The 26,255-nt window shown below is 71.0% G+C and carries 27 protein-coding genes and 1 pseudogene; 10 read left to right on the top strand and 18 right to left on the bottom strand.

The window, feature by feature from the left end:
- From AB0O21_RS11760 to AB0O21_RS11730, 7 genes are all read right to left on the bottom strand, one after another.
- A partial coding sequence (locus tag AB0O21_RS11760; RefSeq protein WP_365169430.1) for an ABC transporter substrate-binding protein occupies positions 1–684 on the bottom strand: 684 nt, incomplete at its 3' end.
- Positions 685–953: 269 nt separating this feature from the next.
- Positions 954–1,025 (bottom strand): putative leader peptide, encoded by a 72-nt coding sequence (locus AB0O21_RS11755; protein WP_365169475.1) that lies wholly within the window; start codon positions 1,023–1,025, stop codon positions 954–956.
- A 173-nt stretch (positions 1,026–1,198) separates the two neighbouring features.
- Entirely contained in the window at positions 1,199–1,657 is a 459-nt protein-coding gene (locus AB0O21_RS11750) for an Rrf2 family transcriptional regulator (RefSeq protein ID WP_365169428.1), read from the bottom strand.
- An 80-nt stretch (positions 1,658–1,737) separates the two neighbouring features.
- Positions 1,738–2,940: an acyl-CoA dehydrogenase family protein gene (locus AB0O21_RS11745; protein WP_365169426.1), complete on the bottom strand. Its 1,203-nt coding sequence runs from the start codon at positions 2,938–2,940 to the stop codon at positions 1,738–1,740.
- A 330-nt stretch (positions 2,941–3,270) separates the two neighbouring features.
- Positions 3,271–5,487 (bottom strand): sulfatase-like hydrolase/transferase, encoded by a 2,217-nt coding sequence (locus AB0O21_RS11740; protein ID WP_365169424.1) that lies wholly within the window; start codon positions 5,485–5,487, stop codon positions 3,271–3,273.
- Between the two features lie 110 nt (positions 5,488–5,597).
- Complete coding sequence (locus AB0O21_RS11735) at positions 5,598–5,720, bottom strand: hypothetical protein (RefSeq protein WP_365169422.1); 123 nt, start codon at positions 5,718–5,720, stop codon at positions 5,598–5,600.
- Positions 5,721–5,906: 186 nt separating this feature from the next.
- Positions 5,907–7,940 (bottom strand): APC family permease, encoded by a 2,034-nt coding sequence (locus AB0O21_RS11730; protein WP_365169420.1) that lies wholly within the window; start codon positions 7,938–7,940, stop codon positions 5,907–5,909.
- 182 nt (positions 7,941–8,122) lie between these two features.
- Here AB0O21_RS11730 and AB0O21_RS11725 point away from each other — a divergent pair, with 182 nt between their 5' ends.
- Together AB0O21_RS11725 and AB0O21_RS11720 are read left to right on the top strand one after the other, a co-directional pair.
- Positions 8,123–8,425 carry a hypothetical protein gene (locus AB0O21_RS11725; protein WP_365169478.1) on the top strand — a complete coding sequence of 101 codons (303 nt, stop codon included), beginning with the start codon at positions 8,123–8,125 and terminating at the stop codon, positions 8,423–8,425.
- Between the two features lie 37 nt (positions 8,426–8,462).
- Complete coding sequence (locus AB0O21_RS11720) at positions 8,463–8,942, top strand: GNAT family N-acetyltransferase (protein WP_365169472.1); 480 nt, start codon at positions 8,463–8,465, stop codon at positions 8,940–8,942.
- Positions 8,943–8,960: 18 nt separating this feature from the next.
- Here the strand turns inward: AB0O21_RS11720 and AB0O21_RS11715 are convergent, their stop codons facing one another.
- Positions 8,961–9,800: an aldo/keto reductase gene (locus AB0O21_RS11715; RefSeq protein WP_365169418.1), complete on the bottom strand. Its 840-nt coding sequence runs from the start codon at positions 9,798–9,800 to the stop codon at positions 8,961–8,963.
- A gap of 149 nt (positions 9,801–9,949) precedes the next feature.
- On the opposite strand from AB0O21_RS11715, the gene AB0O21_RS11710 reads away from it, so the two are divergent.
- Positions 9,950–11,023 carry a hypothetical protein gene (locus AB0O21_RS11710; RefSeq protein ID WP_365169415.1) on the top strand — a complete coding sequence of 358 codons (1,074 nt, stop codon included), beginning with the start codon at positions 9,950–9,952 and terminating at the stop codon, positions 11,021–11,023.
- Between the two features lie 7 nt (positions 11,024–11,030).
- Here the strand turns inward: AB0O21_RS11710 and AB0O21_RS11705 are convergent, their stop codons facing one another.
- From AB0O21_RS11705 to AB0O21_RS11670, 8 genes and pseudogenes are all read right to left on the bottom strand, one after another.
- Complete coding sequence (locus tag AB0O21_RS11705) at positions 11,031–11,822, bottom strand: ABC transporter permease (protein ID WP_365169412.1); 792 nt, start codon at positions 11,820–11,822, stop codon at positions 11,031–11,033.
- The gene (locus AB0O21_RS11700; protein WP_365169409.1) at positions 11,819–12,805 is read right to left on the bottom strand and encodes an ATP-binding cassette domain-containing protein; all 987 of its coding nucleotides are present in this window, start codon (positions 12,803–12,805) and stop codon (positions 11,819–11,821) included. Before AB0O21_RS11700 ends, AB0O21_RS11705 begins: the two co-directional genes overlap by 4 nt.
- A 171-nt stretch (positions 12,806–12,976) precedes the next feature.
- Complete coding sequence (locus AB0O21_RS11695; protein ID WP_365169406.1) at positions 12,977–13,303, bottom strand: DUF1048 domain-containing protein; 327 nt, start codon at positions 13,301–13,303, stop codon at positions 12,977–12,979.
- A gap of 1 nt (position 13,304) precedes the next feature.
- Positions 13,305–13,661 (bottom strand): DUF1048 domain-containing protein, encoded by a 357-nt coding sequence (locus AB0O21_RS11690; protein ID WP_365169470.1) that lies wholly within the window; start codon positions 13,659–13,661, stop codon positions 13,305–13,307.
- Between the two features lie 2 nt (positions 13,662–13,663).
- Entirely contained in the window at positions 13,664–13,984 is a 321-nt protein-coding gene (locus AB0O21_RS11685; protein ID WP_365169403.1) for a PadR family transcriptional regulator, read from the bottom strand.
- Between the two features lie 283 nt (positions 13,985–14,267).
- Positions 14,268–14,393: pseudogene (locus AB0O21_RS11680) on the bottom strand (methyltransferase); the annotation flags it as partial.
- A 193-nt stretch (positions 14,394–14,586) separates the two neighbouring features.
- Positions 14,587–14,895, bottom strand: a complete 309-nt coding sequence (locus AB0O21_RS11675) for a hypothetical protein (protein ID WP_365169401.1) — start codon at positions 14,893–14,895, stop codon at positions 14,587–14,589.
- 17 nt (positions 14,896–14,912) lie between these two features.
- A complete protein-coding gene (locus AB0O21_RS11670) occupies positions 14,913–15,215 on the bottom strand; it encodes a hypothetical protein (protein ID WP_365169399.1) in 303 nt (100 codons plus the stop codon).
- A 37-nt stretch (positions 15,216–15,252) separates the two neighbouring features.
- On the opposite strand from AB0O21_RS11670, the gene AB0O21_RS11665 reads away from it, so the two are divergent.
- Complete coding sequence (locus AB0O21_RS11665; protein ID WP_365169396.1) at positions 15,253–15,588, top strand: metalloregulator ArsR/SmtB family transcription factor; 336 nt, start codon at positions 15,253–15,255, stop codon at positions 15,586–15,588.
- A complete protein-coding gene (locus AB0O21_RS11660) occupies positions 15,588–16,298 on the top strand; it encodes a cation transporter (RefSeq protein WP_365169394.1) in 711 nt (236 codons plus the stop codon). Before AB0O21_RS11665 ends, AB0O21_RS11660 begins: the two co-directional genes overlap by 1 nt.
- Here the strand turns inward: AB0O21_RS11660 and AB0O21_RS11655 are convergent.
- Positions 16,252–18,918 (bottom strand): AMP-binding protein, encoded by a 2,667-nt coding sequence (locus tag AB0O21_RS11655; protein ID WP_365169391.1) that lies wholly within the window; start codon positions 18,916–18,918, stop codon positions 16,252–16,254. The two genes, AB0O21_RS11660 and AB0O21_RS11655, sit on opposite strands and share 47 nt — an antisense overlap.
- Positions 18,919–19,135: 217 nt before the next feature.
- Between AB0O21_RS11655 and AB0O21_RS11650 the strand changes: the two genes are divergently transcribed.
- Genes AB0O21_RS11650 through AB0O21_RS11640 form a run of 3 tightly spaced genes read left to right on the top strand, consistent with a single transcriptional unit; the run spans position 19,136 to position 22,802 of the window.
- Positions 19,136–20,155 (top strand): iron ABC transporter substrate-binding protein, encoded by a 1,020-nt coding sequence (locus tag AB0O21_RS11650; protein WP_365169388.1) that lies wholly within the window; start codon positions 19,136–19,138, stop codon positions 20,153–20,155.
- Positions 20,156–20,160: 5 nt separating this feature from the next.
- Positions 20,161–21,756, top strand: a complete 1,596-nt coding sequence (locus AB0O21_RS11645) for an iron ABC transporter permease (protein ID WP_365169385.1) — start codon at positions 20,161–20,163, stop codon at positions 21,754–21,756.
- Complete coding sequence (locus AB0O21_RS11640; protein ID WP_365169382.1) at positions 21,753–22,802, top strand: ABC transporter ATP-binding protein; 1,050 nt, start codon at positions 21,753–21,755, stop codon at positions 22,800–22,802. Before AB0O21_RS11645 ends, AB0O21_RS11640 begins: the two co-directional genes overlap by 4 nt.
- Before the next feature lie 18 nt (positions 22,803–22,820).
- On the opposite strand, the gene AB0O21_RS11635 is transcribed toward AB0O21_RS11640, so the two are convergent.
- A complete protein-coding gene (locus AB0O21_RS11635; protein ID WP_365169379.1) occupies positions 22,821–23,960 on the bottom strand; it encodes a helix-turn-helix domain-containing protein in 1,140 nt (379 codons plus the stop codon).
- Positions 23,961–24,047: 87 nt separating this feature from the next.
- Here AB0O21_RS11635 and AB0O21_RS11630 point away from each other — a divergent pair, with 87 nt between their 5' ends.
- Both AB0O21_RS11630 and AB0O21_RS11625 read left to right on the top strand, forming a co-directional pair.
- The gene (locus tag AB0O21_RS11630) at positions 24,048–25,103 is read left to right on the top strand and encodes a ferredoxin reductase (RefSeq protein ID WP_365169376.1); all 1,056 of its coding nucleotides are present in this window, start codon (positions 24,048–24,050) and stop codon (positions 25,101–25,103) included.
- Positions 25,104–25,110: 7 nt separating this feature from the next.
- Entirely contained in the window at positions 25,111–26,229 is a 1,119-nt protein-coding gene (locus AB0O21_RS11625; protein WP_365169373.1) for an acyl-CoA desaturase, read from the top strand.
- The last annotated feature ends 26 nt before the right edge of the window (positions 26,230–26,255 follow it).

Below are 26,255 nucleotides of genomic sequence, written 5' to 3'. Positions count from 1 at the left end.
GCCGTCGGAGACGAGCTTGGAGGCCGTGGGCTCGGGCACCCAGGCACCGTCGATCGAACCCTGCTTGAAGGCGTCCGGGGTGACCTTGTTGTCCGAGCGGACGACGGAGACGTCGCCCTTGCCGGACTCCGGGTCGACCGACCAGCCCTTCTCGGAGATCCAGTTGAGGAACGCGACGTCCTGCGTGTTCCCCTTCTGCGGGGTGGCGATCTTCTTGCCCTTGAGATCGTCCAGGGTCTTGATCTTGTCCGGGTTCACGACCAGCTTCACGCCGCCCGACGCGGAACCGGAGATGATCCGCAGGTTGGAGCCCTTGGACTTGACGTAGCCGTTGATCGACGGCGAGGGGCCGATGAAACCGATGTCGAGGGAGCCGCCGTTGAGGGCCTCGATCTCGGACGGACCCGCGTTGAAGGCCTGCGGCTTGATCGCGGTCTCGCCGAGCTCCTTCTGGATCAGGCCCTCCTGGAGGCCCACCAGCGCGGTGGCGTGCGTCAGGTTCGGGAAGTAGCCGATCCGGACCTCGGACGCCGACAGCTTCTTGCCGTCCGTGGTGGCCACGTTGGCCTTCTTGTCCTCTTCCTTCTTCGCCTCGGAACCGTAGCCGCAGGCCGTGAGGAGAAGGGGGAGCGTCGCGGTGACGGCGAGGGCGCGCAGCAGGGTGAGCGGTCTTGCGGCAGACACGGAGGTGTCCTTTCACGGGTTGGGGTGTTCGAGGAGGTACGGAGAGGCACGACGCGGGGAAGTGGGTACGCCGGCACCCGCTCCGAGCCGTCGGTGACGGGGCTTGCCGTCGCGGGCTGGAGCGGAAAGGTGTCGCGGATGCGGGGCACGCCGCCCACGCAGGTGAATGGGGCGGCGGGATCGGCCAACGGGGCCCGGCGGCAGACGGAGAGCGGCGTGGCACGTTCACAGACGGGCGCTGCGCACGGAGCCGGGCCTCGGGAGTGGTGTCAGGAAGCGCGACAGATGGAGCTGGACGTACGAACCAGGTCGATGTGTCGGCGCGTGGTCAGCAGGGTCATCGGACGGCCTGCGCGGGGCAGTGTGCTCACGGCGGCGACCTCCCTGATTCCTAGTTTTCCCACCGGCTTGGTAGGCATCTTGGCAGACAGCGCCATTCGCCCCAAGAGGGTGCCCATATCGCGGACATACCTGTCTTGCTCAGTGAGAAGACGCAGGTCGGACGGGGTGTGCTTTAGGGATTGGTCCAGGCGCCGGGAGCGTGGGTCCGGGCGGACACGTCGGCGGGCAGGTGCGACGATGCGACGTCGGCGAGCGTCACGCCCTCGAGGATCTCCCGTACGTTGGACCGCAGCGCGATCCACAAGGGGAGCAGCGACTGGGCGGGCCCGGTGTAGGACAGGTCCGGGGGCCGGACCCCGCGCACCGAGACGAGCGGTCCGTCCACGACGCGGATGACGTCCGCGATGCTGATGGCGTGGGCGGCCTTGGACAGCCGGTAGCCGCCGTTGCCGCCGCGCTGGCTGAGTACGAGGCCGCCCCGGCGCATGTCGTTGAGGATGCCTTCGAGGAACTTGTGCGGGATGTCCTGGGCGTCCGCGATGGCCTCGGCCTTGAGGGGCCCGCCCTCCTGCGCCGCTGCGAGCTGCAGCGCGGCGCGTACGGCGTAGTCTGCCCTGGCTGAGATCCGCATGGGCACATTATCCCGTACGGCTTCGGCCCGCGTTCGTCGCGGGTGGGCGTCCTGCGTGGCGCCCCGTGCGGCGCCCCGTGTCAGTGGAAGGCCGCTGCCACGGCGTGGTGGGAGCCGTTGAGGTAGTGCTCGCCGATGGCCCGCAGCCGACGCGTGACCGGGTGGTGGGCGGTCAGCACGCGTGCGTTGCGCCAGAAGCGGTCCAGTCCCGGGGCGTCGGCCAGCTCCAGCACCCGAGTGGTGATGTCCAGGGCGGCTTTCGACGTCACGGTCTCGGCCGTGGCGACCAGTGCGGCGACGCTCGCGGGTTCCTCGGCATCGAGGTGGGAGCCCGTGTCGAGGGCCCGTGCCAGCACGGCCGTGGCCCGGTGGACGACGGCGGTGGCCGTCTGCGCGGCGGAGGCGAGCTCCCCGTACGTCAGGAGGAGGTCCGGGTCCTCACCGGGCAGGCGGTGCGCACGGCCGCCCCTGCTGAGGTCGCGCGCTTCGGTGAGGGCGCCCTCGACGATGCCCATGGCCACGTGGCACAGGGCGAGCCGGAGCGCCGGCTCGGCGAGCGCGGTGAAGGGCGCGGCCGACTCCTCGTCATGCGGCCGGCGTCCCAGCAGCTGTCCGGGCGTGACGGCGACGCGGTCCAGGACGACCTCGCCCGCGCCGGCGACGCGCTGGCCGAGCCGGTCGGGGGCGGGTTCGATGGTCACGCCGTGCGTGCCGCGGGGGATCCGCACGACCAGGATGTCGCCGGTCACGGTACAGACGGCGTCCACCACGATCTGGTCGGCGACGGTCGCCGCCGTGTCCACGGACCGGCGGCCGTTCAGTACGTGGCCGGTGCCGCGCGGCCTCAGGGTGAGGTCCGGCGCCCGGGTGTCCTCGTCGGGCGCGGGAGTGCGGACCGCGCCGGTCCACAGCCACTGCTCGTGCAGCGACTCCTCTTCGAGGGCGGCCGCCTGGTGGTCGCTCGCGTAGAAGCGTCCGCTCCAGGTGTGGACGTAATGACGGGCGAGTACGGCGCCGACGGAGCTGTCGGCCGCAGAGACGGCCCGTATGACGGCGCATCCGGTGAGCCAGTCCGCCCCGCGGCCGGGCCCGGGCGGGGTGAGGGCCCCCAGCAGGCCGGCCTCGCCCAGCCGTGCCTTCTCGTCGATCGGCGGCAGGCCCGCCTGGTCGCGGGCGATGGCGTCCGCGGCGAGGTCGTCCGCCACGTCGCGAGCGGCCCGCAGGAGCGCGTGGCGCCGCTCTTCGACGGGCCGTTCTGCGGGTGTGCTCGATGGTGTCGGCATGGGCGTCACCTGCGGGCCGGGGCGCCGTGGCACGGGACTTGGGCTGCGCGGACGGCGGGGCCGTGCGGGATGGCGGGGATCATCTGGGCTGCTCCGAAACGTTGTCGATGGCCGTGGCAGGTGGCAGGTGGCAGGTGGCAGGTGGCCGGGAGACGCGAATCCCCCTTTTCCCATCGGATTGGTAGGGATACTTCCCGAAGGAGACTGCCGCAGCAAGGGCGCGGCCGCATCGTGGACACAGCCGTCTTGAGTGCTGAGCCGCGAAAAGCCGGGGAGGCCGTCCGGGAGCGACGCTCCGGAACGGCCTCCCCGGCCCGTGTGCCGGAACGATCACCCCACCGTGACGTGGGCCAGGGCCCAGGAGGTGTGGTCGAAGGAGGTGCGGTTGTTGGCGTCCTCGACCACGAGGCGCAGGACGCGTACCCCGCGGACGTCCAGGTCGACGCGGACCGGGCCGGTGGCCGCGGTGAGCGTGGGGGTGGTGAGCAGCAGGCGGTCGTCGCCGTAGACCTTGGCGCGGGTGGCGCCCGCGCTGCTCTGCTTGGCGGAGAAGTCGTCGATGCCGACCAGCGAGGTGAACCGGGTGGCGGCGGCGCCGAGGTGGTAGGCGATGTCGCTGGGCGCGTGGACGCCCAGGCCCTTGGGGTACGTCGTACCGCCGAAGGAGATCGGCGGGCCGTCGCCGGCGGCGTTCTTGCCGTTGGAGGCGTCGCGCTCGACCGGCCCCCAGCCGTTGGCGGCGCTGATCCAGGTGAGGTCGGAAAGGTACGAGTCGCGGACGGGGGCGGCCGGCGGCGTCGGGACGGTGCCCGTAGCCGGATAGCGGACCGGCCCGGACGGCGTGTCGGCGGTGCCTTCCGCGGTGAGCGCCCACGCGGTCGCCGGAGCGGCGTCGGCGGGCGGGACCACCTGCCAGGAGGCGGTGAGGCGGCCGCCCGCGGCGAGCTGTTCCGCCGTGGCCGGGGAGGCGGGGGCCACGGTCCAGCCGGCGGGGGCGCGCAGGGCCAGCGCGGCGTTGGTCCAGGCCCGTGCGGAGCCGTTGTCCAGCGAGGCGGTCACGGTGAACGCCTCACCGGGGACGGCCAGCCTGGGCAGGGTCAGCCGGGTGCCGAACGGCTTGCGGGGATAGGTGTCCTTCCAGGAGGAGCGCATCAGCGCGACGAGTTCGGCGGCCTTCGCCGGGTGCTTGTCGATGACGTTGCGGGTCTCGCCGGGATCGGTGGCCAAGTCGTACAGCTCCACCTGCCACTTGTCGTCGGGGAGGCTGTGGTCCCGCTCGGGGGCGAACCGGACGGCCTTCCAGTTCTCCCGGCGGACCGCCTCGGCCAGCCACGTGGCGCGCTTGCTGTCCTGCGCGTTGGCTCGGCTGGTGACGCCCCACTCGTCGCGGAACCAGAACAGGTGGCCGTGGCGGGCCGAGTCGGTGCTGCCGGCGAGGAGGGGAGCGGCGGACAGGCCGTCCACGTCGGTGGGGGAGGGGGCGCCGCCGAGCTCGGCCAGGGTGGGGAGCACGTCGGTCAGCGGGGTCGGACGGTCGCTGGTGCCCTGCCTGACCCGGCCGGGGCCCCAGGCGATGAGCGGGACCCGTACGCCGCCCTCGTAGAGGTTGCGCTTGTAACCGCGCAGCGGGCCGTTCGCGTCGAACAGGTCGGGGTTGACCCCTCCCTCCTCGTGGGGGCCGTTGTCGCTGGTGACCAGGACGACGGTGTCCCGCTCCAGCCCGCGGGCGCGGAGCCGGTCGACCACCTTGCCGACCAGGCCGTCGAAATAGCCGACCTGGGCCGCGTGCCCCTTGTTCGCGGCCGTCCAGCCGCGATCGGCGTACGCGCTGGTGTCGGGTACGTCGCTGGGCGCGTGCGGCACGTTCGGGGTGAGCAGCAGCAGGAACGGCTCGTCGGCATGGGCGTCGATGAACTCCAGGGCGCGCTGCTCCAGCAGGTCCGGGGCGTAGACGGCCTTCGCGCCGCCGGCGTTGGCGGCGATGGGTTCTTTGGCATCGTTGTGCCACAGGTACTCGGGGTAGTACTCGTGGGCGTGGCCGTGCGTGATGTAGCCGTAGAACTCCTCGAACCCGCGGGCGGCCGGATGGCTGTCCTGGCCGGCCGTCTCCGGCCCGAACCCCCACTTGCCGACCAGGGCCGTCCGGTAGCCCCGAGCCCGGAGCACCTGGGCGAAGGTGGTGTCGGCGGCGGTGAGCGAGCCCTGGCCCCCGGAGGAGGGGTTGGCGCGCACGGTGGAGTGGCCGGTGTGCAGTCCGGTCAGCAGGGAGCAGCGGGAGGGTGCGCAGACGGCGGCGGTGGAGTATGCGTCGGTGAAGCGCAGTCCCTCGGCGGCGAGCCGGTCCAGGCGGGGTGTGGTGATCAGCTTCTGGCCGTAGGCGCCGAGTTCGCCGTAGCCGAGGTCGTCGGCAAGGACGACGACGACGTTCGGCGGCCTGCCGACCTGGCCGTCCCCCGCCTCCGAGGCCGCGGCCTGCTGTGATCCGGTGGCGGTGGTCAGACCGAGCACGGCGGTCGAACCGGCCAGGAAGGTACGGCGGCTGGGCATGGGACTGCTCCTCGGGGGCGACTGCGGGTGGTCAGCCGATCATGGGTCGGGGAGCCGCACCTGGACCATGCACAAGGCATGAAGAGCATGTAACGGGGCCGGCCCGCGGATCACCCCGAGCCGGACGCGTCGGCGGCGTGGACCTGGCGGATGAACCGCCGTTGCCACGGCATTTCGACCGCACGGGAGTGGTAGTGCTGCCGCACCCATGTGACCGCCTCCTTCGGATTCATGCCGGGACTCCCACGGGGGCTTGGGCGGCTCGTGATCCGTCAAGTGCACGGCAAACGTGGGAGTCTGCCCCTCTGGCAGGTCGTACCTGAGCCCCCGTCCGCGAACGTTTCGATGGGTTCCGTAAAATCGGGCCGGCAGCCGCCCATCGCTGGGTCGGTCCTCAAGGCCGGAAGGGGCCGTCGCGGTCAGTTCCCGTCGGGGTCCCCCGGTGCGGTGCGGGCGGCCGCGTGTTCGGGTGGGTTGGGGGGTTCGCCGCGGCGGACCGAGCCGGGAGCCCGGGCGGCCGCATGGTCGGCGATGACGGCGGAGGACAGCTGCCAGGGGACACTGGTGACGGTGACGCCGGGGGTGAAGAGCAGGCGGCTCTTGAGCCACAGGGCGGACTGGTTGTGGAGAAGATTCTCCCACCAGTGGCCGACGACGTACTCGGGGATGAAGACGGCGACGACATCGCGGGGACCGGCCCGCCGGATGGAGCGTACGTATTCGACGACCGGCTTGGTGATCTCGCGGTAGGGGGACTCCAGGACCTTCAGCGGCACCTCGATCTCGAAGTCGTCCCACTGTTTGCGCAGGGAGGCCAGGGAGTCGCGGTCGACGGCGACCGTGAGCGCTTCCAGGTGGTCGGGCCGGAAGGCGCGGGCGTAGGCCAGGGCGCGCAGGGTCGGCTTGTGCACGGTGGAGACGAGGACGATCGCCTGCACGCGGGACGGCAGCATGCCTTCCGCGCGGGCGTCGGTCACGGCGAGTTCGGCGGCGGTGCGGTCGTAGTGGCGGCGGATGGAGCGCATCATCAGCCACAGCAGGATCCCGGCGAGGACGGCCAGCCAGGCACCCTGGGTGAATTTGGTGGCCAGCACGATCACCAAGACGAGGCCCGTGACCAGCGCGCCGGTGGCGTTGATGAGGCGGGCCAGCTGGTGCCGGCGGCGCAGGGCCGGGTCGGTCTCGGTGCGCAGTGCGCGGTTCCAGTGCCGGACCATGCCGGACTGGGAGAGGGTGAAGGAGGTGAAGACGCCGAGGATGTAGAGGTGGATGAGGCTGGTGACGTTCGCCTTGTATCCGTACAGCAGGAGCCCGGCGACGATGGCCAGGGCCAGGATGCCGTTGGAGAAGGCGAGCCGGTCGCCGCGGTTGTGCAGCTGGCGCGGCAGGTAGCGGTGCTGGGCGAGGATCGAGGACAGCAGCGGGAAGCCGTTGTAGGCGGTGTTCGCGGCGAGGATCAGGATCAGGGCCGTGGCCGCCTGGATGTAGTAGAACCCGAAGCTGTTGTTGCCGCCGAACACGGCCGCTGCGAGCTGGGCGATGACCGTGCGCTGGGTGTAGCCCTCGCAGTCGGCCAGGCCGGTGAGGCGGCAGGCGTCCTCGGCGATGTGGACCTTGGAGACCATCGCGAGGGTGGTGACCCCGGCGAACATGGTGATCGCGATGATGCCCATCGAGGCCATCGTGCTCGCGGCGTTCTTCGACTTCGGCTTGCGGAAGGCCGGTACGCCGTTGGAGATCGCCTCCACGCCCGTCAGTGCCGTACAGCCGCTGGAGAACGCGCGCAGCACCAGCATGAGCAGGGCCAGCCCGGCCAGGTCCGCGTCGCCCTCCTCCGGAGTGATGCCGTACTTCGCGCTCTCGGCGACCGGGGCGTCGCCGAGGAGGTAGCGCAGCAGGCCGGTGCCGACCATGATCAGCACGCCGCCGATGAACAGGTACGTGGGCGCGGCGAACAGCCGGCCGGACTCGCGCACGCCCCGCAGGTTCATCGCCGTCAGCAGGGCCACGAAGCCCAGCGCCATCAGGACCCGGTGGTCGGCCAGCTCCGGCACCGCCGAGATGATGTTGTCCACCCCGGAGGCAACCGAGACCGCCACGGTCATCACGTAGTCGACCAGCAGCGAAGCGGCGACCACCAGACCGGCCGAGGGGCCGAGGTTCGTGGAAGCGACCTCGTACGAACCGCCGCCGCTCGGGTAGGCACGCACCACCTGGCGGTACGACAGCACCACCACGGCCATCAGTGCCACGACCGCGGCGCCGATCCACGGAGTGAAGTGCAGGTAGGCCAGGCCACCGAGGGTGAGGACGAGCAGGATCTCCTGCGTGGCGTACGCGACGGAGGACAGCGGGTCGGACGCGAAGATCGGCAGCGCGAGGCGCTTGGGCAGCAGCGTCTCGCCCAGCTCCTCACTCCGCTTGGCCCGCCCGACCACCAAGCGCTTCAGCATTTCCGTCACCCTCGGCACGGCGGGAGCGTATTCCGGCCACTTGAAGATCGGCACTCGGGGCGGGCAATCGGCGTAAGCAGCCCACGGCGTCAGGATCGCATGCGCGACGCGTCGGAAGGCCGTCAAGATCCCCGGCGGGGACCCTCACGCCCCTACGCTCGGCTCCATGGGACACCGGGCGCATGCGCACACAGGCGCAGGAGCCGCTTCCGCTCCGTGATCAGGACTGGCCGGGTGCCGTGCGGTGCGCTGTCGTCTGCTCCGGCGCCCTCCTCGCCCTCCTGCTGTTCACCATCCTGCTGCCCGACCGGATCAGCGCCGGCGACGGCTGGATTGCCGCGCGGGGGCTGTTTCGGGAGCAGCGGGTACGGACCGACTGCCTGGTTCACGTGCAAGGGCCGAACGAGGGCCTCCGACGGCTGGTGCTCCAGGACCGGCACGGCGCACGCGCCGAGCTGGACGCAAAGGCCTCCGGCCCGGCATAGAGGACCAGACGCAACACGGCGGCCGTCCAGCGGGCTACTGCTCGCAAGCCCGGCATGCCCGGTAGCCGAGCGCGCCGATGGCCCGCACCCCGGGACTTGCCGAAAGTCATCAAGGCCTCATCAAGGGGTCGTCAGAGCCCTTGAGACGGCCTGGATCCACAAGACCTGGGGCGGCCCGGAGCAGCTCGCCGCCTCCGGCCGCGGCTGGGGCGCCTTCCACCGCGGCCGGGCCCTCTCCCTGGCCTGCACCTACTTCCTCGGCAGCGGCTACGAGGACGTCGCCGCCTTGGCCGACCCCGGCCACCGCCGGCAGCACCTCGCACTGGCCTGCGTCACGGCCCTGTGCGAGGACATCGCCGCCCGCGGCCGTACCCCGAGCTGGACCTGCTCCCGCGACAACCGCCCCAGCCGCCTCCTGGCCTGGTCGGCAGGCTTCCGCCTGACCCGCGAATACGTCCACCACGCCACGGGTCCGGCTCGCCGTCAGATCCTCCGCAGGCAGGCGGAGGCGGCGTGATCCCGTACGGGCAGAGCCCTATGCCAGGTCGGTCAGCCGGTCGAGGCGATCGCGGTGGGCTGACGTGAGGTGGAGGCGTTCCGCGGCGAGGTTCTCCTCCAGGTGGTTCACCCGGGCGGTGCCCGGGATCGGGAGGATGACCGGGGAGTGGCCGAGGAGCCATGCGAGAGCGACCTGCGTGGGGGTGGCGCCGAGTTCGGTCGCCACGGCGGCGATTTCAGCGCTCGCCCCTGAATCCCCCCAGGCGACAGGGCGCCACGGCAGGAACGCGATCCCTGCCGCTTCGCAGGCCGCGAGCACGGGTTCATGCTCGCGGTCCAGCACGCTGTAGCGGTTCTGCACGCTCGTGACGTCGATGATCTGCCGTGCCTGATGGAGTTCGTCGACGGTGACCTCGGACAGGCCGATCCGACCGATCTTGCCCTCGGCCCGCAGGTTCCGAAGCGTGCCGAGCTGGTCGGCGAGCGGTGTCTCCGGATCGATCCGGTGCAGCTGAAGCAGCTCGATCCGCTCGACGCGCAGTCGGCCCAGTGCCTGCTCGACCTGATCGCGCAGAACAGCCGGCCGACCGTCGAGCTTCCACTCACCTGAGGGGCCCGATCGAGCAACACCGACCTTGGTGGTGATCAGCAGATCGTCCGGGTAAGGGTGCAAGGCCTCGGCCAGTAGTTCCTCGTTGGCTCCCCCGCCATACAGATACGCGGTGTCGATCAGCGTGACGCCCAGCTCGACGGCCCGCCGGGCGACCGCGAGAGAGGTCTCACGGGCCGGGCCCGGCTCCGTCGGCAAGCGCATGGCCCCGAACCCAAGCCGCCGTACTTCCAGATCTCCGCCGATACGAAACGCATTCGATGTCACGTGTTGCCTTCTCCCCCCTGGCTCAAGGGGCAACGCTATCAGCGCAGTTGGCCGGGACATCCACCGCCGGTACGGAGCACAGCCGGGCGGCAGCGGGAGCCCCGGAGGCTGTCGCGGAGCCCCCCGCGCCCGGGGTCCGTGGCGGCGGAGTGCCGCGATCGCCGGCCGGAGGGGACCCGCAAGGAGCGGAGCTGGGGACTCGGCCTCCCCGCATCGCCGCGCGGCCGGCGCGCCTGATCGGCGACCGGTACTCGGCCACGCTGCCCGGTCGGCTGCGTCTCGCCCGCGCGGTGTGCGTGCTCCTCGTCGCCGGGCTGCTGATCCTGCTCGCGGTTGCCGCGACGGGGGCGGCCACCACCTGGGACGAGACGGCCCTGCGCAACGCACCCCGCACCATCTCCGCGACCCAGCTGAACCTCGCGCTCAACGACATGGACGCGCAGACCGCCAACATCCTGCTCTCCAGCGGAGATTCAGGCACCGGCAAGGGGCGCCTGGACGAGTCGTACACAAAGGCCGGCGGCGCCCGTGAGGACTACCGGGCCGCGACCGACCTCCTCGCCCAGCGGCTGCTGCCGGAGGCCCGCAAGCTCGTCGATGCCAACAATGCGGTGTACGAGCGGCAGTACGCCGCCGCGAGGGCCGACCTCGTCGTGCAGAGGACCGCCGAAGCCGTCCTCGGCGTGCTGCTGATCGCCGCCACCCTCTGCGCCGTGCTGGCGGTGGTGTGCGGCGCCCAGCTGCTCACGATCACCTACGACCGGATGAAGGTCGCCCGCCGGGACTCCTTCGACTACGACGCCAACGCCGACGAGAGCCGCTACCTCCTGGACCCCGACCGCCGGACTCGGCACGTACGACCGGGAGCTCGCCGACACCTGGGCCACGTACCGGAAGAACCACGAGGACAAGCGGTTCACCGGCGAGTACCGGCGCGAACTGGACAACATCACCTTCGCCGGAGAGCGGGAAGCCGCCGAGAAGACCGTCGAGGCGTACGCCGTCTACCAGCGCGACGACCGCGCTTTCCGGCAGCTGGTAGCGGCGAGTGGATGAAGGCCCTGGACCAGGTCACCGCGATCAATCAGCCGCACTTCGACCTCGCCGTCCAGGAGGGCCGCGGGGCACTGACCACCCAGGCCCCGACCGCCGGCGCGGCGCTGCTGCTCACGGCCGGGCTGACGGTGCTCGGGCTGCGGCGCCGGCTGGCGGAGTTCCGGTGAGGAACGGCTACTTCGGGTCGCGGTTGAACTGCGCCGTGGACCAGCGGTAGCCGAGTGCGGTCAGGCCGACGCACCAGGCGATCGCGATCCAGCCGTTGTTGCCGATTTCCGTGCCGAGGAGGAGGCCGCGGAGGGTCTCGATGGCGGGGGTGAAGGGCTGGTACTCGGCGATCGGCTGGAACCAGCCCGGCATCGTGCCGGCCGGGATGAAGGCGCTTGAGATGAGCGGCAGGAGGATCAACGGCATGGCCATGTTGCCGGCCGCCTCGGGGTTCGGACTGGCCGCGCCCATGCCGACCGCGATCCAGGTGAGTGCCAGGGCGAACAGCGTGATCAGCCCGAACGCCGCGATCCACTCCAGTGCCGTGGCATCCGTGGACCGGAAGCCCATTGCCACCCCGACGGCGGCGACGAGGACCACGCTCATCACGCACTGCAGCACGCCGCCGACGACATGCCCGACGAGCAGAGAGCCCCGGTAGATCGCCATCGTGCGGAAGCGGGCGGTGAGCCCCTGGGTCATGTCCGTGCAGACGGACACCGCAGCGCCGATCACGGTGCTGCCGACAGTCATCAGCAGCAGGCCGGGGACGATGTAGGCGATGTACTCGGCGCGGTCGGCGCCGCCGCCACCGATGCCGGCGCTCATCACGTCGCCGAAGATGTAGACGAAGAGCAGCAGCATCATGATCGGCGTGAGCAGCAGGTTCAGGGTGCCGGACGGGTAGCGCCAGGCGTGCAGGAGGTTGCGGCGCAGCATCGTGTTCGAGTCGCGCACGGCGAGGGCGAGGGAGCTCATCGGGCGGTCTCCTTGGGCTGGTTGGGGACGTTGGCGGGGCCGGTGAGTGCGAAGAACACGTCGTCGAGGTCGGGGGTGTGGACGGTCAGTTCGTCCGCCTCGATGCCCGCCGAGTCGAGCCAGTCGAGGATGGAGCGCAGTTCGCGCTGGCTGCCGTCGCTGGGGATGGACAGCGACAGTGCCTCGTCGTCCCGGGTGACCTCGCGCAGGGCATCGGCGGCGGACTGGTAGGCGACCGGGTCGGTGAAGCGGAGCCGGACGTGCCCGCCCGGGATGAGCCGCTTGAGTTCTTCGGCGGTGCCTTCGGCGGCGATCTTGCCGTCGTTGAGTACGGCGATGCGGTCGGCGAGTTCGTCGGCTTCTTCGAGGTACTGGGTGGTGAGGAAGACGGTGACGCCGTCGGAGACGAGGCCGCGGATGATGCCCCACATGTTGTGGCGGGAGCGCGGGTCCAGGCCGGTCGTCGGCTCGTCCAGGAAGATGATCCGCGGGTTGCCGACCAGCGTCATCGCGAGGTCCAGGCGGCGCTTCATGCCGCCGGAGTAGGTGGAGGCGGGCTTCTTCGCGGCCTCTACCAGGTCGAAGCGTTCCAGGAGTTCGGCGGCGACCCGTCGTCCCTCGCGCTTGGGCAGGTGGTGCAGGTCGGCCATGAGGAGCATGTTCTCCTCGCCGGTGATCAGGCCGTCCACGGCGGAGAACTGCCCGGTGACACCGATCGCGGCACGTACCGCCTGCGGGTCGGCGGCCAGGCTGTGCCCGCCGACGTGCAGGTCACCGGCGTCGGCGGTGATGAGCGTGGACAGGATCTTGACGGCGGTGGTCTTGCCGGCGCCGTTCGGGCCGAGCAACGCGAACACGGAGCCGGCCGGGATGTGCAGATCGATACCGTCGAGGACGAGCTTCTCGCCGTATGACTTGCGCAGCCCGACGGCCGAGACGGCGGTCGATGACGGACGACCGTCACCCCGACTGGATGTGGGCATGACAGATGAAGGCATGGCGGCTTCCTTTCGGAGGCTGGAGATGCAGGGGGGTGGGAGATGTCGGGACGTGCCGCGGCCTGCGGTGGCCCGCCCGCGCCTGTTCGCACTGCGCCGAGGCGAACGACGGGCGCGGGCGGGCTACTACGCCCACTGGTGTGGGGGCGGCGACTGCTACTTCTCGGCCGTGCCGGGTTCCCTGCCGATGGACTCCTGATAGGCCTCCGCATGGGTGCGCGAGTCCTTGATCAGGTCGTCGCAGAACGCGGCGACGTCCGTGCCGATGAGTTCCAAGACCCCCTTGCCCGAGGCGACGCCTTCCTCGAAGAAGTCGACGATCCCGGGGAGCAGGGGCCCGTCAGGCAGGTCGATCGGTCCGACCTTGAACAGGTACTTCTGCATCTCCTTGTAGACGATCTGGTAGTCCGGAGGGAGCGCTTTGACCCGGGCCGTGTGCGCCCGCCACTGCTTCTTGCCCTCGATGATGTCCTGGATGCTCACGTCAGCCTCCCAGCCGGTTCAGTTTCCTTGCGACGTTCCTGTTCAACTGCTCGCGCCACCGGTCGCGGTAGCTTCGAGCCCCTTCTCCACCGGCCAGCGCCGTGCAGAAGCCCCGGATGTCGTCGCCGAGGACCTCGTGGACGCTCTGCCCGTCCGCCGCTGTTTCCTCGAGCAGTCCCAGGGCGGCGTCGAGGATCGGCATCAGGTTGCGGCCGGTGAAGTCCCCGTGCGGAAGGAGGTGGCCCTTGATCTGTTCCCACGCCGCCCGGTAGTCGTCCGGCAGGGCCTCGGCCCGGGCTTCGAACGCTTTCCATTCCCTGGTGAGATCGCTGCCGGTGATGGTCTCCCAGAAGTTCATCTCTAGCCCTCCCTGAGCCTGTCGATGCGTGATGAGACGTACTGCCATTTCGTCCAGAACTTCGCGAGTTCCGCGCGTCCGGCGTCGTTGAGCGCGTAGAACTTGCGCGGCGGGCCGACGCCGGATGGTCGCTTCGTCACCTGGACGAGTTTGTTCCTCTCCAGGCGCAGCAAGATGGTGTACACCGTCCCCTCGACGACGTCGACGAAGCCCAGCTCGTTCAGCCGGCGCGTGATGGCGTACCCGTAGGTTTCCTCGCGGCCGATGATTTCGAGCACGCACCCTTCGAGCGTGCCCTTCAACATCTCTGTCAGGTCGTCCATCGCGAGTCCTCCCCGCTTTCAGAGGTACTCCGTAGTACCGAGTACCGCTATACGGTATCACTGAGTAGTGGGGGTGTCGACGCGTCGGTCTTGCCTTCTGGGCCGGGGCGCCACAGTGAGGTGATCTCGACCGCGGGTGGCGCGGCTTGGCATCCGTGCGGGACAGCACCCGCAGACCCGCTGCCGCGATCCCGTCCGGCCGCGCGCAGTCCGAGGCGTTCCGCCAGGTCCAGTGGCGTGTGCGGACGGCCCGGCAGCCAGGGCGGCGATGCGGCGGCCCCGCGCGGTGGGCGAGGGCGGCTGCGAGTACGCCCGTACCGGCGCCGATGGCGAAGGTCGTGTCGCCCGGGGGGAGTTCGGCCCCGGCAACCAGGTCGACGTACTTGCCGCGGACCGGGGCACGGCCGTACGCCTGGGCGCGGGTCCGGGTGGCGTGCGGCGGTCTGTGCCTCGGAATCGACACTCCTGCCGACGCCCGGCCGGCCAGCATGAGTCGGGTCGCATCCTGCCGCGCATCGTGAACGGCGGGGTCCCGCGCGGCCGTCGCGCGGGCGCGGCCCGCTGAACGGCCGGTGGCGGCAGCGCGGCGCGGTGGCGCCGTCTCAGGGTCCGACGACTGCGGCGAACTGGGCCTGGGCGGTCAGTTGCGGGTCGCGCAGCCAGCCGACCGAGGCGGTGGACTGGCCGGCCTCTCCTTCGGGGGAGGTCCAGACCGCTTCCTGGGCGCCGAGGAGTTCCGGCCAGGAGCGGGTCTGGCTCTCGTCGTCGCGCAGGACCGCGGGCGGCAGGCTGGACAGAAGGGTCTGGAGTCGGCTGAACGCGGCGGGCAGGCGGCCCGTCAGGGCGATCAGCTCGCTCTCCGCGGCCAGGACGGCCTCCAGGACCCCGTTCATCGGGCCGGCGCCGGCCATGAAGACCGCGGAGGAGATCAGGTCCGGGCGGGTGCGGGCCAGTAGTTCGGCGGCGCGGGAGCGTCAGAAGGGGCGACGCCGCGGGCGGCGTAGGTGATCACCTCGAAGCCCGCCCGCACCAGCTCCTCGCGCACCCCGCACAGCTCCCATGCCGCCGGTGGCATGCCCGTGCCACCCGACAGCACCACCGGCCGCCCGTGCCCCTTCCGCTCGTACGCGATCCGCACCCCGTCCACGTCCACCGTCTCCACGGCGCGCCCCCGTTCACCCCTGTCGATGTGTCCGGGGGCAGGATGCCCGCCCAGGTCGAAACAGTCCACGGTTTCGTGGATTCAGCTTCAGCTGTACTGTCGGGTTGTGCTTACCGTTGCCTCCGACATCGAGGTGCTGGCTCGTTTTGGCCGCGCGCTCGCCGATCCGATCCGCTGCCGGATCCTCCTCGCCCTGCGCGAGGCCCCCGCCTACCCCTCCGACCTCGCCGACGCGATCGGCGTCTCCCGCACGCGCCTGTCCAACCACCTCACGTGTCTGCGGGACTGCGGCCTGGTCGTCACGGCCCCTGATGGCCGCCGTACCCGCTACGAGCTGGCGGACACCCGGCTCGGGCGCGCCCTGGACGACCTCCGCCAGGCCGTCGTGGCGGTCGAGCACGACAAGACCTGCCCGGACGCGGGGACGAAGGGCTGCTGCTGATGGCCTCCATATCCATCGGGCCGTCCCCGGCCCGCCGTGACGCACTCGCCAAGCGGATACGCCTCCTGGTCGCCGCGACCATCAGTTACAACGTCATCGAGGCGATCGTCGCGATCGCTGCCGGTACGATCGCGTCCTCCACCGCGCTGATCGGCTTCGGCCTCGACTCCGTCATCGAGGTCTCCTCCGCCGCCGCGGTCGCCTGGCAGTTCTCCGCCCGCGACCACGCGCTGCGCGAGGCACGCGAGAAGACCACCCTGCGGATCATCGCCGTCTCCTTCTTCACCCTCGCCGCCTACGTCACCTTCGACGCCGTCCGCGCGCTCACCGGCACGGGGGAAGCCGACCGCTCGATTCCCGGCATCGTCATCGCCGCGCTGTCGCTGGCGGTCATGCCGTTCCTCTCCGCCGCCCAGCGCCGCGCCGGGCGTGAACTCGGCTCCGCCAGCGCGGTCGCGGACTCCAAGCAGACCCTTCTGTGCACCTACCTGTCCGCCGTACTCCTGATCGGCCTGGTGCTCAACGCCGCACTCGGCTGGTCCTGGGCCGACCCGATCGCCGCCCTGGTCATCGCCGCCATCGCACTCAAGGAAGGCCGAGACGCCTGGCGGGGCAAGGGCTGCTGCGCGCCTCCCGCCACAGCGAAGCCGTCCGCCGACACCCTCACGGATGCCTGCGGCTGCCACCCCGGCTGCGACTGCTGCACCTGACCGGAGGCGTCCCGAGCTGCGTCGCCCGGGGGCGGAAGACGGTGCTGTCGCGCTCACGCCACACGGACGAAGCCAGTGACGGCAAGGTGGGCAGCAGTTTCGACAGGCGGCTCACGCCGGCGGCGTACGCGACGCCGAAGAGGAGCGCTGCCAGGAAGGCCAGGTGCCGTGAGTATCCGTCGATCAGCGGGAAGATCTGCCAGTGGGTCAGGTAGATGTACAGCGAGCTCGTGGCCAGGAGGCCTGCCACCTGGTTGACGCGCTCCCGACTGGGCAGGGTGGGCACCCACACCAGGAGCGCGAAGCCGGCCATGATGATCACTTCCCGGCCGGGGTCGCCGGGGAAGAAGCCCGGCACGGTGGCCAATGCCGAGACGGTGACCAACAGGCGCCGGCGTACGCTGCCCGCCTTCGCTGCCGCCCAGCCGAGCGCGAACAGCCAGAACACGGTGACCGCATCAGGCATTTCGGCGCGAGCGGGCAGGCCGACGAGGTCGTAGCGGGTGAGGAGCCCAAGGGCCGCGAGGCCCAGCGGCAGGGCATAGGGGAAACGGCGCTCCATCCGGTCCGCGAGGGGGAAGCACAGGAGGGCGGCGGCCGCGATCAGGATCTGCACCAGGGCCTCGATGAACCAGAAGTGCATGCCTGTCTTGAGGTCTTCCGGCCCGAGAACACTGTCGAGCAGCAAGAGATTGGCGAGTGTGTAGTCGTCGTTGAGGAGGAGGACGAAGCCGATCCACGTCATGCTCGGCACCACGACCCGGGCAATGCCTGCCCAGGCCCGGCGCACGCGTTCGCGTCGGTCGGCTGTGGTGAGGTGGAAGCGGGCGAAGTTGTACCCGGCGACCGCGAGCAGGATGTGGGCTCCGCCCTTGATGCCGAACACGTGGATGTGCGACCCGACGATGCAGAAGATCGCCAGGGCGCGGAGCGCGACGCTGGTCTCCAGCACGCGCGTGCGGGAGGGGCGGGCCGGCGGCTCGGACGCCCGGAGGTCCCGGATCGGCGTCGTGTGCCAGTTGGCCGGCAGGTGGCCGAGCCGCTCTTCGAGGTGAAGCGACATCTCGACGTACGACAGCGAGTCGCCGCCCAGGCTGACGAACGAGCCGTCTTCTGTCACGTTCGCCCGGTCGAGCACCTCGGCGTAGAGCAGGCACAGGTCTCCACGGCTGTTGCCCGGGGGGAGGGTGTGCCCGGGCGGCGGCGCGGTGGGGGCCGGGCGGCTCAGTGCGCGCACCGCCGGGTAGTCGGGCTTGCCCGTGGGCAGGCGGGGAAGATCTGCCACGATGTGGACGCGGACCGCGCGGGCCGGCAGTCCGCACTCGTCGGCGACGAGCCTGCGGATCCGCCGCGCGTCGGTTTCGCGAGCGCCCGCGACGGCGATGGCGAGGTGTTCGTCGTCGCCCGCGCACAGGGCGGTGACCCCGTGCCGGGAGAGCATCGTCTCGACCTGCGCGGGGTCGATGCGCAGGCCGAGTATTTTCACGAACCGGCTCTGACGGCCGACGATTTCGTAGAGCCCGCCGGGGGTGAGCCGAGCGATGTCGCCGGTGTGCAGCTCTGTTGTGGTCCGGCCCAGCGCGAGGTCCTGCGGGGTGTGCGCGTAGCCGAGCATGACGTTGGGGCCCGTGTACACCAGTTCGCCGGTGTCCTCCTCGGGCCAGTCCGGCAGCGGGTCGAGTCGGAACGAGCCTCCGGGGACGGGGATGCCGGCCGCTTCGGGTCGGGTCTCGGCGAACTCCGGCGGCAGGTAGGCCATGCGGGCCGTCGCCTCGGTCTGGCCGTACATCACGAAGAGGTCCCAGCCGGCGGTGTGGCCCAGTGCGGCGTACCGCCTGACCCGTTCGGGCGCCAGGCGTCCGCCCGCCTGGGTCACGTAGCGCAGATGGGGGAGTTCCATGTCGGCGAAGCCGGCCCGGTCCAGCAGGTCGAAGGTGTACGGGACGCCAGCGAAGGCCGTGCCGCGGCAGGTGCGGAACAGCTCCCAGAAGCAGCTGTCGGCGACCGACAGGCCGGTGAGGATCAGCCCGGCGCCCCGGAGCAGGTGGCTGTGGATGACGGAGAGGCCGTAGCAGTAGTGCATGGGCAGGGTGGTGGCGGCCCGGTCCGTGTCCCGGATGCCGAGGTACTGCGCGATCGACTCGGCGTTGGACTGCAGGTTCTCGTGTGACAGCCGGACGAGCTTGGGTGATCCGGTGGAGCCGGAAGTGCTCAGCAGCAGCGCGAGGTCCGGGTGCAGGGTGTGGGCCGAGACCGGGCGCCGCTCGTCGAGCAGCCACTGCCCGCCGCCGTCCGGGCGGGCCACGATGTCCGGGTCGTACGCGTCGATCAGCGACTGCACTGCTTCAGGGTGGTCGCCCGGCACCAGGAGGACGGGGTGCCCGGCCGCGAGGGCGGCGAGGTGGATGACGAGGGCGTCGAGGGTGTTCGCGCCGACGAGCAGGACCAGGCGGCGTTCGGCGCCGAGGCGGCGGGCCGTCGCATTGACTCGGGCGGCGAGCTGGGCGTAGCTGACCCGACCGTCGGCCGTGATGACGGCGGTCCGGTCGCCGTGCGCGGCAAGGCCGAGGGCGAACGGGACGGACGTGGTGCCTGGGAACAGGTCGGGAAGGACTGTCACGGGCGCATCTTAGGAAAGCCTTACCTCGCCAGATAGTCACAGGAACGTCACAGATGGTTCATTGAAGATCCACAGAAAAACAAGCGGTAGGGTCGGCTCCGCCGACGCGTCGGCGCGGCGGAATTGTTGCGTGCGTCACCCTTGACCTTTAGGTTAGCTTTACCTTACTTATGGGGGCGTTACTCGGTTCTCCGCTGCCCTTGCAGGAAGGCTTCCCATGCGACGCCCCTTGGTCCGACGCTTGACCGCGCTCTTCGCGGCGGCACTCCTCCTCCCTGCCGCCGCAGGCTGCGGCGTCGACGAGGACGACGCAGGGCTCGTGATCTACTCCGGCCGCAACGAGAAGCTCGTCAAGCCGCTCCTCGACGAGCTGGAGAAGGCCGTCGGCACCACGGTCGCCGTCCGCTACGGCGAGAGCGCCGAACTCGCCGCCCAGATCCAGGAGGAGGGCGGCAAGACCAAGGCAGGCCTGTTCTTCTCCCAGGACGCGGGAGCCCTCGGCGCCCTCTCCGGCAAGGGCCTGCTGGAGAAGCTGCCCCAGGAGTCGCTGGACAAGGTCGACCAGGCCTTCCGCGGTGGCGCGGGCGACTGGGTGGGCACCTCCGGGCGTGTCCGCGTCCTCGCGTACAACCCCGGTCAGGTCTCCAAGGTTCCGGACAGCGTGCACGACCTGGTCAAGCCGGAATGGAAGGGCAAGATCGGCTACGTCCCGACCAACGCCTCCTTCCAGGCTTTCGTCACCGGCATGCGCGTCCTGGAGGGCGACGACGCCACCCGCGCCTGGCTCAAGGGCCTCAAGGCCAATGAGCCGAAGGTCTACGACAACAACCTGAAGGTGCTCGACGGAGTAGGAAAGGGCGAGGTCTCGCTCGGCCTCGTCAACCACTACTACTGGTACGAGCAGGTCGCCGAAAAGGGCGAGTCCAAGGTCAAGGCGAAGATCCACTTCCTCCCCGGCGGCGACCCGGGCGGCCTCGTCAACACCGCCGGAGTCGGCATCATCAAGGGCAGCGACCAGGCGCCGGCCGCCCAGAAGGCCGTCGACTTCCTGCTCTCCGAAAAGGCGCAGAAGTACTTCGCCGAGGACACGAAGGAATACCCGCTCGCGGCAGGTGTGACCAGCACGGTCAAGGGCCTTCCGCCACTGGCCTCCCTGGACTCCCCGAAGATCGACCTCGGCAGGCTGGAATCGCTCCAGGAGACCCTGAAGATGCTCCAGGAAGCCGGGATGGTCTGACCCTCATGCCCTCCACGGATCCCGTCACGCCGACGGATCCCGCCACTGCCAACCGCCCGGCCGGCGCCGCCACGCCGACCGGGCGGTCGCGTGCCGGGCGTCGGCCGCCTGCCGTCCTGCTCGTCCCCGCCACCGTCGCCGCGGTGTTCGCCCTGCTCCCGCTCGGCTACCTCGCCGTCCGCTCCATGGAGCGCGGCCCCGCCTTCGCCTGGGACGTCATCGCCGACGGCCGCACCGCCCAACTGCTCGGCCGCAGCCTCGGACTGGCCGCCGTGGTCGTCGCGGCCTGCCTGGTTCTGGGCGTCTCGCTGGCCTGGCTGACGGTGCGCACCGACCTGCCCGGCGCCCGCGCCTGGTCGGTGCTGGTGACGCTGCCGCTGGCCGTGCCCAGTTACGTCGCCGCGTTCGCCTGGCTGTCCGCCTTCCCGGAGATGGCCGGCTTCACGGGCGCGGCCCTCGCACTGACGCTGGTGAGCTTCCCGTACGTCTACCTGCCCGTCACCGCCGCGCTGCGCGGCACCGACCCCGCGCAGGAGGAGGTCGCCCGATCCCTCGGCCACGGACCGCTGAAGACCTTCCTGCGGGTGACGCTGCCGCAGTTGCGGCCCGCGGCCGCCGGTGGCGCCGTACTCGTCGCGCTGTACGTGTTCTCCGACTTCGGCGCCGTCTCCCTGATGCGGTACGACACCTTCACCCGCGGCATCTACACCTCCTACCGGGCCAGCTTCGACCGCACCCCGGCCGCCGCGCTCAGCGTCGTCCTCGTGGTGGTGACGATCCTGCTGGTCGCCGCCGAGGCGCGGACCCGGGGCCGGGCAGGCCACGCGAGGACGGGCGGCGGCACCGCGCGCCCTGCCGTCCCCGCCCCGCTGGGCCGTTGGCGGGTGCCCGCCCTGGCCTGGTGCGCGGCGGTCACCGGCGTCGCCGTCCTCACCCCGCTGGCGACGCTCGGGTACTGGCTCGCCGTCGGCAACTCCGCGACCTGGGACCCCGACACCCTCCTCGACACCGCCGCCACGACCCTCGGCGTCGCCGCGGCCGGCGCCGCGCTCACCACGCTCCTCGCGCTGCCGGTCGGGGTGATCGCCGCCCGCTACCGCGGCCGCACAGCCACGTTGCTGGAGCAGTCCGCCTATGCGGGCCACGCCCTGCCGGGCATCACGGTCGCGCTGTCCCTCGTCTTCTTCGCGGTCCGCTACGCCGAACCGATCTACCAGGAACTCCCGCTGCTGGTCTGCGCGTACGCCGTGCTCTTCCTGCCCGTAGCCGTGGCCGGCACCCGCGCGGCCGTCCTCCAGTCCCCGCCCGTCCTGGAGGACGTCGCCCGCTCCCTCGGCCGCTCCCCGCTGCGCGTGCTGCGCGAGGTGACCGTGCCGCTGGCCGCCCCCGGGGTCGCTGCCGGAGCCGCGCTCACCTTCGTCGTGTGCATGAAGGAACTGCCCGCGACCCTCCTGCTGCGCCCCACCGGCATGGACACCCTCGCCACCCGCCTCTGGACGGAAACCGGCACCGGATCCTTCGCCGCCGCCGCGCCCTACGCCGCGGCGCTGATCCTGCTGGCCGCCATCCCGTCCTACCTCCTCGGAAGGCACCGCACATGACCGACCTGCAGATCGCGGGACTGGCCAAGGCGTACGGCCCCGGCGCGGCGCCGGTCCTCGACGGCCTCGACCTCGCCGTCCCCGGCGGTGCACTGACCGCCGTCCTCGGCCCCTCGGGCTGCGGCAAGACCACGCTGCTGCGCATCATCGCGGGCTTCCTGCGCGCCGACGCAGGTACCGTCACCCTCGACGGACACGTCCTCAGCGGCCCCGGAGTCCACCTCCCGCCCGAACGCCGCCGCATCGGCATCGTGCCCCAGGAAGGCGCGCTCTTCCCGCACCTCAGCGTGGCCCGCAACGTCGCGTTCGGCCTGAGCGGCCCCGACCGGGCCGCCCGCCGACGGCGCACGGAGGAGATGCTCGAACTCGTCGGTCTGGCCGGCTACGGCGACCGCATGCCCCACGAGCTGTCCGGGGGCCAGCAGCAGCGCATCGCTCTGGCACGGGCCCTGGCACCGCAGCCCGCCCTGGTCCTCCTCGACGAGCCGTTCAACGCCCTGGACGCCGCCCTGCGCACCGGCGTACGGGCCGACGTACGCGCAGCCCTGCGGGCCACCGGAGCCACCGCCCTGCTCGTCACCCACGACCAGCAGGAGGCCCTCTCCACAGCCGATTTCGTCGCCGTCGTACGGGACGGCCGCGTAGCCCAGTGCGACACACCGCACGAGGTGTACAGCCGCCCCGCCAACCCCTGGGTCGCCGCCTTCGTCGGTGACGCGGTACTCGTCTCCGGCACCGCGGACCAAGGCATGGCGGCCACCGTGCTGGGCCGTATCCCCCTGACGGACCCGCCCGGCGGGGTCCGCAAGGGCGTGGTGCTGCTCCGGCCCGAGCAGCTCCGACTGACTGCCCCCGATGCGGCCGAAGCCGCCGGCACGGTGACCGACGTCCGCTTCTACGGTCACGACGCCATGGTCACCGTTGCCGTGGACGGCATCGACGAGCCCATCGACGTCCGGGTCCCCAGCCCCACCGCCGCTCGGCCCGGGGAGCGCACAGGCATCGAGGTGATGGGGGAGGCGACTCTGCACCCCGCCGCCGTGTGAGTCCGGACGGGAAACACGTCAGCCCACCCGGAGGCCGACCGCCAGTGTCAGTTCGAGAACCCGGTGCGGCGACCCGAGATCCGGAAACAGCTCCCGCAGCTGCGACATCCGGTACCGGACGGTCTGGGGATGTACGAACAACGCCGCCGCCACCTCGTCCCGCCTGCCCTGGTGCAGCAGCCACGCCCGCAACGTCTCCTCGAGCCGCCGGGCGGTCGCGGCCCGCAAGGTCCGCAACGGTGCGAGGGCTCGGGCACGCAGGTCGGCGAACGCGTCCGCGTCGGCGCTCAGTACCAGCTCGGGCAGGTGGTCCTCGGTGTCGCGGATGTCGGGGGAGAGGGAGCGCGCGCGCACGGCTCGTGCGTACGAGGCGGACGCACGCGTCCACGGCCGGGCCGGGCCGACCACGGCGGTGCGGTCGGGCAGCTGCCTCAGGAGGTGTGCCCGGTCGGCATCGGGGACGAGCAGCACGCCGGAGCCGTCCGGCAGATCGTCGAGGACGAGGGTGCCCGGGTCGAGCGCGCGGTAGGCAGGCCGGGCCTGGGCGGCGGGCAGCAGGACTGCGGTCAGCGAAACCGGCGGCTGCCACCCGGCCCGGCCGGCAGCGGCAAGGAGCACGTCCGGGCCCGCGTCGGACAGGAGGTCGCGGGCCAGTTGTTCCAGGTGGCGCTCGTGGGCCCGGCCCCGCGCGGCCAGCTCGTCGGCGTGGCCCGCGGCGCTCGCGGCGGAGAGCTCGTCGATGTAGGCGAAGGTCAGCTCGGCGAACTTGGCGACCTGGGCGGCGGGCAGACCTGCGGGTACGGCACCCGCGGCCAGGCCCCGCCAGGCCACGCGGGCGCCGACCCGGTAGGCGCTGAGCAGGGCGTCCATCGAACGGCCGTCGCGGACCTCGCCGCGGCCCAGCTCGTAGGCCGCCTCGCCGGCGTCGCTGCCCGTGGCCTTCCCGCTCGCGAGGTCGAGGTAGAGGCCCAGGGCGGTGCGGACGGCCCGGCGGATGGTGGCGCCCATGCGGCCCGAAAGGGCGTTGGCGTAGGGCGGGACCTCGTCGATGATCGCCTGGACGACCTCGTCGGCGGTGGTCCTCAGCGCGGCCCGCAGCGCGATGACCGTCGTCTCATCCAGGACCAGTTCGCTGGCCCTCCGGACTGCATGGCTCACGTTTTTGTTCCCTGCGAACAATTTAACCGATCAGATTCACGTCCTGCGGACAGGACTTTACCCCCTGAAGCACATCAAGCTGGGGTCATGACGAGTGCAGCCCTCCGCAGTAGGGCGTGGAAACTGCTGGAGATGGTCACGACGCCGCTGCTGCCGTCGGACTACCTCGACCTGGTCAGCCCCCTCCGTGCGGGCGCCGACCTGCGGGGGCGCATCGAGGCCGTGCAACCCGAGACGGATGACGCCGCGACCATCGTGATCAGGCCGGGACGGGGCTGGCGCGGCCACACAGCCGGTCAGTACGTACGGATCGGCGTCGACGTCGACGGGGTGCGCCTGTGGCGCGCCTACTCGGTCACCTCGCCGACGAACCGCCGGGACGGCAGGATCACGATCACCGTGAAGGCGATCCCGCACGGCAAGGTCAGCAACCACCTGGTCCGCAGGGCGGAACCGGGCACGCTGATCCAGCTCGACCAGGCGACCGGTGACTTCGTGCTGCCGGAGGCCAGGCCCGCCAAGGTGCTCTACCTGACGGCCGGCAGCGGCATCACGCCGGTGATGGGCATGCTGCGCGACACCGAGTTCGACGACGTCGTCATGGTCCACTCCGCACCGCAGCCGCACGACGTGATCTTCCGCAACGACCTGCACGACCTGGTCGCGGACAAGAAGCTGCGTCTCATCGAGCTGCACACCGACACGGACGGCATGCTCGACATCGCCCGTCTGGGCGAACTCGTCCCCGACTGGGCCGAGCGCGAGACCTGGGCGTGCGGGCCCGCGGGCCTGCTCGACGCCGCCGAGGACCACTGGACCGAGCACGGCGTACCAGAGCGCCTGCACACCGAACGCTTCCGCCCCGGCGTCGTCGTCACCGGCGACGGTGGCGAGGTCACGTTCGGCACCACCGGCAAGACCGTCCACGCGGACGGCGCCACGCCGTTGCTTGACGTCGGCGAGGAGGCCGGCGTGCTCATGCCGTCCGGGTGCCGCATGGGCATCTGCTTCGGCTGCGTCACACCGCTCACGGCGGGCGCCGTCCGCGACCTGCGCACCGGCGAGATCACCGAAGCCGAGCCTGGCGTCCTCATCCAGACCTGCGTGTCCGCCGCGGCGGGCCCCTGCGACATCGAACGGTAGGAGCACCTTGACCGCCATCGACCCCACCGCCCACCTGACCGCGGAGCAGATCGAGGAGCTCGGCCGCGAGCTGGACGCGATCCGCGACGAGGTGATCGCCAGTCGCGGCGAGAAGGACGCGGCCTACATCCGCAAGGTCATCTCGGCGCAGCGCAAGCTCGAACTGGCCAGCAGGGGCGTGCTGCTGTTCTCGTTCTTCCCGCCCGCATGGCTGATCGGCACCGCCGGCCTGTCGGTGGCGAAGATCATGGAGAACATGGAGATCGGCCACAACGTCCTGCACGGCCAGTGGGACTGGATGCGGGACCCGAAGATCCACTCCACCACCTGGGACTGGGACCACGTCTCGCCGGCCGAGCAGTGGAAGCACTCGCACAACGAGCTGCACCACACGTACACCAACGTGATCGGCAAGGACAACGACCTCGGCTACGGCATCATGCGCGTCGACGAGGACCAGAAGTGGCACCCGTTCCACCTCGGCCAGCCGCTGTGGAACTTCATCAACGCCTGCTTCTTCGAGTACGGCATCGCCGCTTACGACCTGGAACTCGGCAGGAACCTGTCCAAGCACCGCCGCAAGAACCCGGAGTTCCGCGCGCGGGCCAGGGCCGTGGGCCGCAAGATCCGCAAGCAGGTGCTCAAGGACTACGTGATCCACCCGCTGCTTTCGGGCCCGTCGTTCCTCACCACGCTCGCCGCCACGTTCACCGCGAACCTGGTCCGCAACATCTGGTCCCACTCGGTGATCATGTGCGGGCACTTCCCCGAGGGCGTGCAGGTCTTCGAGCGCCGGTCGATCAAGGGTGAAACGCGCGGCCAGTGGTACCTGCGCCAGATGATGGGCTCGGCGAACATCAGCGGCGGCAAGGCCATGCACTTCATGACCGGCAACCTGTCGCACCAGATCGAGCACCACATCTTCCCGGACCTGCCGAGCAACCGGTACGCCGAGGTCGCGGTGAAGGTGCGCGCCCTGTTCGAGAAGTACGAGCTGGAGTACGTCACCGGGCCGCTGCCCAAGCAGGTGTACTCGGCGTGGCACAAGGTCTTCCGGCTCTCGCTGCCGAACAAGAAGCCCAAGGCCACGACGCCGGACCGCGAACAGGAGCTCGTCGCGGCCTGACTCCCGGTGCTGGTTCGGACCGAGAG

The sequence above is a fragment of the Streptomyces sp. NPDC091371 genome, assembly GCF_040684275.1.
GTDB lineage: Bacteria > Actinomycetota > Actinomycetes > Streptomycetales > Streptomycetaceae > Streptomyces.
Note: the sequence above shows the minus strand (reverse complement) of the source record. Positions and strands in the feature narration are given on the sequence as shown.

What these genes read in the sequence shown, in the direction of transcription:
- AB0O21_RS11740 (WP_365169424.1), bottom strand. Translation starts at nt 5,487, where the DNA reads ATGCCCAGCCGCCGTACCTTCCTGGCCGGTTCGACCGCCGTGCTCGGT.
- AB0O21_RS11745 (WP_365169426.1), bottom strand. Translation starts at nt 2,940, where the DNA reads ATGCCGACACCATCGAGCACACCCGCAGAACGGCCCGTCGAAGAGCGG.
- AB0O21_RS11650 (WP_365169388.1), top strand. Translation starts at nt 19,136, where the DNA reads ATGCGACGCCCCTTGGTCCGACGCTTGACCGCGCTCTTCGCGGCGGCA.
- AB0O21_RS11700 (WP_365169409.1), bottom strand. Translation starts at nt 12,805, where the DNA reads ATGCCCACATCCAGTCGGGGTGACGGTCGTCCGTCATCGACCGCCGTC.
- AB0O21_RS11640 (WP_365169382.1), top strand. Translation starts at nt 21,753, where the DNA reads ATGACCGACCTGCAGATCGCGGGACTGGCCAAGGCGTACGGCCCCGGC.
- AB0O21_RS11645 (WP_365169385.1), top strand. Translation starts at nt 20,161, where the DNA reads ATGCCCTCCACGGATCCCGTCACGCCGACGGATCCCGCCACTGCCAAC.
- AB0O21_RS11675 (WP_365169401.1), bottom strand. Translation starts at nt 14,895, where the DNA reads ATGGCCGGCGCCGGCCCGATGAACGGGGTCCTGGAGGCCGTCCTGGCC.
- AB0O21_RS11690 (WP_365169470.1), bottom strand. Translation starts at nt 13,661, where the DNA reads ATGAACTTCTGGGAGACCATCACCGGCAGCGATCTCACCAGGGAATGG.
- AB0O21_RS11660 (WP_365169394.1), top strand. Translation starts at nt 15,588, where the DNA reads ATGGCCTCCATATCCATCGGGCCGTCCCCGGCCCGCCGTGACGCACTC.
- AB0O21_RS11705 (WP_365169412.1), bottom strand. Translation starts at nt 11,822, where the DNA reads ATGAGCTCCCTCGCCCTCGCCGTGCGCGACTCGAACACGATGCTGCGC.
- AB0O21_RS11735 (WP_365169422.1), bottom strand. Translation starts at nt 5,720, where the DNA reads ATGAATCCGAAGGAGGCGGTCACATGGGTGCGGCAGCACTACCACTCC.
- AB0O21_RS11730 (WP_365169420.1), bottom strand. Translation starts at nt 7,940, where the DNA reads ATGCTGAAGCGCTTGGTGGTCGGGCGGGCCAAGCGGAGTGAGGAGCTG.
- AB0O21_RS11630 (WP_365169376.1), top strand. Translation starts at nt 24,048, where the DNA reads ATGACGAGTGCAGCCCTCCGCAGTAGGGCGTGGAAACTGCTGGAGATG.
- AB0O21_RS11725 (WP_365169478.1), top strand. Translation starts at nt 8,123, where the DNA reads ATGCGCACACAGGCGCAGGAGCCGCTTCCGCTCCGTGATCAGGACTGG.
- AB0O21_RS11750 (WP_365169428.1), bottom strand. Translation starts at nt 1,657, where the DNA reads ATGCGGATCTCAGCCAGGGCAGACTACGCCGTACGCGCCGCGCTGCAG.
- AB0O21_RS11685 (WP_365169403.1), bottom strand. Translation starts at nt 13,984, where the DNA reads ATGGACGACCTGACAGAGATGTTGAAGGGCACGCTCGAAGGGTGCGTG.